The organism is Flavobacterium sp., from assembly GCF_044368995.1.
GTDB lineage: Bacteria > Bacteroidota > Bacteroidia > Flavobacteriales > Flavobacteriaceae > Flavobacterium.
The window spans coordinates 1-4,319 of record NZ_JBIPMS010000135.1; the positions used below are offsets into that span (position 1 = coordinate 1).

Consider the following 4,319-nt stretch of genomic DNA (forward strand, 5'->3'; position numbering starts at 1 on the left):
GTTACAGATAAAATTAAAGTTCAAATACTAAAAAATGATAGTATAGAACAAGCGGTAATCGCCAATGAATCGTACATCAAATCAGAAACACTAACAAAGGAACTAGTTTTTGTGTTGGAAATAAAAATCGGTACAGAAATTGAGTTTGATGAGTTAAAAACAACAATATTAATTTCAAAATAAAAAACATTTGACGCTTTTGACTCAAATAAAAATTTTAAAAACATCTCAATTATGATAGATCAACAAATAAGATTCTCAGATGCAGAATTACAAGAATTCAAAGAATTAATTAATCTAAAGTTAGATAAAGCTAAAAATGACTTAGAATTAATTAAAAGCGCGTATTTAAACGACTCTAACAACGGAACGGAAGATACTTCTCCAACATTCAAAGCGTTTGAAGAAGGAAGTGAAACCATGAGTAAAGAAGCGAATTCGCAGTTGGCGATTCGTCAAGAAAAATTCATTCGCGATTTAAGAAATGCCTTGGTTCGTATTGAAAACAAAACGTACGGGATGTGTAAAGTAACCGGAAAATTAATCAATAAAGAACGCTTAAAAATTGTGCCTCACGCCACAATGAGCATAGAAGCAAAAAATTTACAGCGTTAAAAAACGTGACTAATTATACAAACGCTCCTTTTGGGGCGTTTTTTATTCGTTAAAATTGTTACTTTTGCATAAATTATAAAATTATTAAGATGTCAATCAAAAAAGCCTATATTTTTATTTTTCTAATTATACTAATAGATCAAATATCAAAAGTATATGTAAAAACGCATTTTTATTTAGGAGAGCATATATTAGTTTTTGGTCAAGAATGGTTTAGAATTCATTTTATTGAAAATGAAGGCATGGCTTGGGGAATTGAACTTCCAGGAGATTACGGAAAATTATTACTTACTTTGTTTAGAATGATTGTTTCACCAATTATTATGTGGTGGTTGTGGGATTCTATTAATAAAAAACAATCTAAGTATTTAATTGTCGCTATTTCTTTAATAATTGCTGGAGCTCTTGGAAATTTAATTGATTCTATTTTTTATGGAGTAATTTTTAATGATAGCGGCGCTCAAGTTGCTACCATTTTTTCTAACCAGCCTTATGGAAAGCTTTTGTATGGTAATGTTGTTGACATGTTTTATTTTCCAATAATTAAAGACATTCCAATGCCCGAATGGGTGCCATTTATTGGCGGAAGACCTTTTACTTTTTTCAACGCTATTTTTAACGTGGCCGATGTGGCCATTTCAACAGGATTTGGCATTTTAATTGTATTCAACAAAAGATGTTTTAACTAAAAACAAAACATAATTTTCTGTTATTTTAATCTTTATTTATTCCTATTTTAAATAATCAAATCGTAAATTTGCTTCAAATAGTAATGATATGTTCGACGTACAAAAAATAAGAGCCCAATTTCCAATATTATCTCAAACGGTTAACGGAAAACCATTGGTGTATTTTGATAACGGTGCGACTTCACAAAAACCTCAAGTTGTAATTGATAGTATTGTAGCGTATTATTCCAATTATAATGCAAACATTCATCGCGGGGTGCATACGTTGAGTCAATTGTCAACTGATGCCTACGAACAAGCACGAATTAAAATTCAAAATCATTTTAATGCAAAGCAACCTTACGAAATCATTTTTACTTCCGGAACAACCGAAAGTATCAATTTAGTAGCCAATGGTTTTGCCTCCATATTAGAAAAAGGAGATGAAATTATGATTTCCGCATTGGAACATCATAGTAATATTGTGCCTTGGCAAATGTTATGTGAACACACTGGTGCGATTTTAAAAGTAATTCCAATAGATGTTCATGGCGAATTAATTATGTCAGAATATGATAAATTATTGTCAAATAAAACCAAATTAGTTTGCTGTAATCATATTTCAAACGCTTTAGGAACGCTAAATCCAATTGAAGAAATTATTAAAAAAGCACATGCCGTTGGAGCTGCAGTTTTAATTGATGGCGCACAATCTTGTCCGCACATCAAACCCGATGTACAAGCGCTGGATGTTGATTTTTATGTAACTTCTGCGCATAAAATGTGTGGGCCAACAGGTGTTGGAATGCTTTACGGTAAAGAAGAATGGTTGCGTAAATTGCCACCCTACAAAGGCGGCGGAGAAATGATTGCTACCGTTACTTTTGAAAAAACTACGTATGCCGATTTACCTCATAAATTTGAAGCCGGAACGCCAAATATTTGTGGAGGAATTGCTTTCGGAGCCGCTATTGATTACATGAACGAAATTGGTTTTGATAACATAGCCAAACACGAACACGAATTACTAGTGTATGGAACCCAAAAACTACAAGAAATGGAAGGCGTAACCATTTATGGTCCAACAGATTTGAATAAAAAAACTTCGGTAATTTCTTTCAATATTGAAAACATTCACTCATATGATATTGGCACGATTATAGATAAATTAGGTGTAGCGGTACGAACAGGTCAACATTGCGCACAACCGATAATGGATTTTTATAAAATTTCAGGAACCATTAGAGCCAGTTTTGCCTTTTACAATACCAAAGAAGAAATTGATATATTTGTAGCTGCTTTGAAAAGAGCCAAAACAATGTTGTCGTAACTAAAACCACACAAAATGAAAAAGTTTTTAATTTTGTCAACTTTAATCCTTACCCTATTTGCGTGTAGTGGTTCAAAAAGTAATACCAAAAACGGTATGCCAACCATTTTTTATGAAGCAACAACTAGAGGTTTTTTTCTTGCATTAAAAGTTGAGAATCAAGTGCTTTATACTGCTAATGAAAGAGATTTTAAAGCATATTCAAATAAAATTGAAATTTCAGATACAGATTGGAAAGAGATTTCAGCATTAGCAAAAGTGGTTGATTTAGCAAAAGTAAAAAACTTGAACTGGCCGACAGAAAAAAGATATTCCGACGGTGCCGCATTTGCTAATATTATTTTCGAATCTAAAGGGGTTAAATATCCAGCCAATGGTTTTGATCATGGTTTTCCACCTGCGGAAATAGAAAAATTAGTTACTAAAATTACAAAATTAGCAGAAAAAACTAATGAATATTAAAGAAATACAAAACGAAATTGTTGCTGAGTTTTCCATGTTCGACGACTGGATGGAGCGTTATGAATACATTATAGAATTAGGAAAAGGATTGCCTTTAATCGCCGAAGAACACAAAACAGATGATAATATTATCAAAGGTTGTCAATCGAAAGTTTGGGTTCATGCGGAAGAAAAAGATGGGGAAGTGTTTTTTTCAGCCGATAGCGATGCCATTTTAACGAAAGGAATAATTGCTATTTTAATTCGCGCTTTCTCGAACCAAACACCAGCCAATATTTTAGAAGCCAATACTGATTTTATTGATGAAATTGGATTAAAAGAACATCTTTCGGCCACTCGTGCCAACGGCTTGGTTTCGATGATAAAAAAAATAAAAATGTATGCTTTAGCATTTGAAGCTAGAAATTAAAATAATTTTCCATATGAGGAGTATAAGTAAGTATAAGCCAAATAAACCAATTTATTTAAAATGGACATTACTAGAAGTTATTTAAAAGATTTAGTTTATAAAGTTAATGGAGCTGCGATTGAAGTTCACAGAAGCCTTGGGCCAGGTCTCTTAGAGAGTGTTTATCATAAATGCATGTTGCATGAGTTAAAATGGAGAGGAATTAAATTTCAATCTGAAGGTATAGTTCCAATAAATTATAAAGGATTAGATGTTGAGGCGGAGTTAAGATGTGATATATTAGTTGAGGATATATTAATAGTTGAACTAAAATCGGTTGCAGAAATTAAACCAATATTTGAAGCGCAAATTTTAACTTACATGAATTTATTTAACTCTCCAATTGGATTATTAATTAATTTCAATGTTACTCACATTTTTAAAGAAGGACAAAAAACATATATAAACAGATTATATAACGAACTTTGGGAATACACTTATAATTCCTTATGCTCCTTATATGGTATTAAAATCAAAAAATGGAAGAATTTAAAGACGAAATCAACTTAGGCGAAAGCGTAGTTACGGCATTAAAAGGAATCTACGATCCAGAAATTCCTGTAGACATTTATGAATTAGGTTTAATATACGACGTAATGATTAACGAAGACAATGAAGTTAAAATATTAATGACCTTAACATCGCCAAATTGTCCAGTAGCCGAATCGTTACCAAAAGAAGTGGAAGAAAAGGTAGCTAAAATTGACACCATAAAATCTTGTGAAGTTGAAATTACTTTTGATCCGCCTTGGAGTAAAGATTTAATGAGCGAAGAAGCTAAATTAGAATTAGGAAT

General features: G+C 31.9%; 8 protein-coding genes. All 8 read left to right on the plus strand.

Going from position 1 to position 4,319, the window contains the following annotated elements; all coding sequences use genetic code 11:
- On the plus strand, nucleotides 1–183 hold a 183-nt coding region (locus ACIQ2I_RS08215), incomplete at its 5' end, for a DUF5915 domain-containing protein (RefSeq protein WP_396181936.1).
- 51 nt (nucleotides 184–234) lie between these two features.
- The gene (locus ACIQ2I_RS08220) at nucleotides 235–615 is read left to right on the plus strand and encodes a TraR/DksA family transcriptional regulator (RefSeq protein WP_396181937.1); all 381 of its coding nucleotides are present in this window, start codon (nucleotides 235–237) and stop codon (nucleotides 613–615) included.
- An 89-nt stretch (nucleotides 616–704) separates the two neighbouring features.
- Nucleotides 705–1,304 carry a lipoprotein signal peptidase gene (locus tag ACIQ2I_RS08225; protein WP_396181938.1) on the plus strand — a complete coding sequence of 200 codons (600 nt, stop codon included), beginning with the start codon at nucleotides 705–707 and terminating at the stop codon, nucleotides 1,302–1,304.
- An 88-nt stretch (nucleotides 1,305–1,392) separates the two neighbouring features.
- Nucleotides 1,393–2,613: an aminotransferase class V-fold PLP-dependent enzyme gene (locus ACIQ2I_RS08230; RefSeq protein WP_396181939.1), complete on the plus strand. Its 1,221-nt coding sequence runs from the start codon at nucleotides 1,393–1,395 to the stop codon at nucleotides 2,611–2,613.
- Between the two features lie 15 nt (nucleotides 2,614–2,628).
- Nucleotides 2,629–3,075, plus strand: coding sequence for a hypothetical protein (locus ACIQ2I_RS08235; RefSeq protein ID WP_396181940.1), 447 nt, complete (start codon nucleotides 2,629–2,631; stop codon nucleotides 3,073–3,075).
- A complete protein-coding gene (locus ACIQ2I_RS08240) occupies nucleotides 3,065–3,484 on the plus strand; it encodes a SufE family protein (protein WP_396181941.1) in 420 nt (139 codons plus the stop codon). The genes ACIQ2I_RS08235 and ACIQ2I_RS08240 overlap by 11 nt, the downstream gene beginning before the upstream one ends.
- Nucleotides 3,485–3,544: 60 nt before the next feature.
- Entirely contained in the window at nucleotides 3,545–4,033 is a 489-nt protein-coding gene (locus ACIQ2I_RS08245; protein WP_396181942.1) for a GxxExxY protein, read from the plus strand.
- A partial coding sequence (locus tag ACIQ2I_RS08250) for an SUF system Fe-S cluster assembly protein (RefSeq protein ID WP_396181943.1) occupies nucleotides 4,003–4,319 on the plus strand: 317 nt, incomplete at its 3' end. The genes ACIQ2I_RS08245 and ACIQ2I_RS08250, both read left to right, overlap by 31 nt.

Coding starts and splice junctions, on each gene's coding strand:
- ACIQ2I_RS08220 (WP_396181937.1), top strand. CDS start 235: ATGATAGATCAACAAATAAGATTCTCAGATGCAGAATTACAAGAATTC.
- ACIQ2I_RS08225 (WP_396181938.1), top strand. CDS start 705: ATGTCAATCAAAAAAGCCTATATTTTTATTTTTCTAATTATACTAATA.
- ACIQ2I_RS08230 (WP_396181939.1), top strand. CDS start 1,393: ATGTTCGACGTACAAAAAATAAGAGCCCAATTTCCAATATTATCTCAA.
- ACIQ2I_RS08235 (WP_396181940.1), top strand. CDS start 2,629: ATGAAAAAGTTTTTAATTTTGTCAACTTTAATCCTTACCCTATTTGCG.
- ACIQ2I_RS08240 (WP_396181941.1), top strand. CDS start 3,065: ATGAATATTAAAGAAATACAAAACGAAATTGTTGCTGAGTTTTCCATG.
- ACIQ2I_RS08245 (WP_396181942.1), top strand. CDS start 3,545: ATGGACATTACTAGAAGTTATTTAAAAGATTTAGTTTATAAAGTTAAT.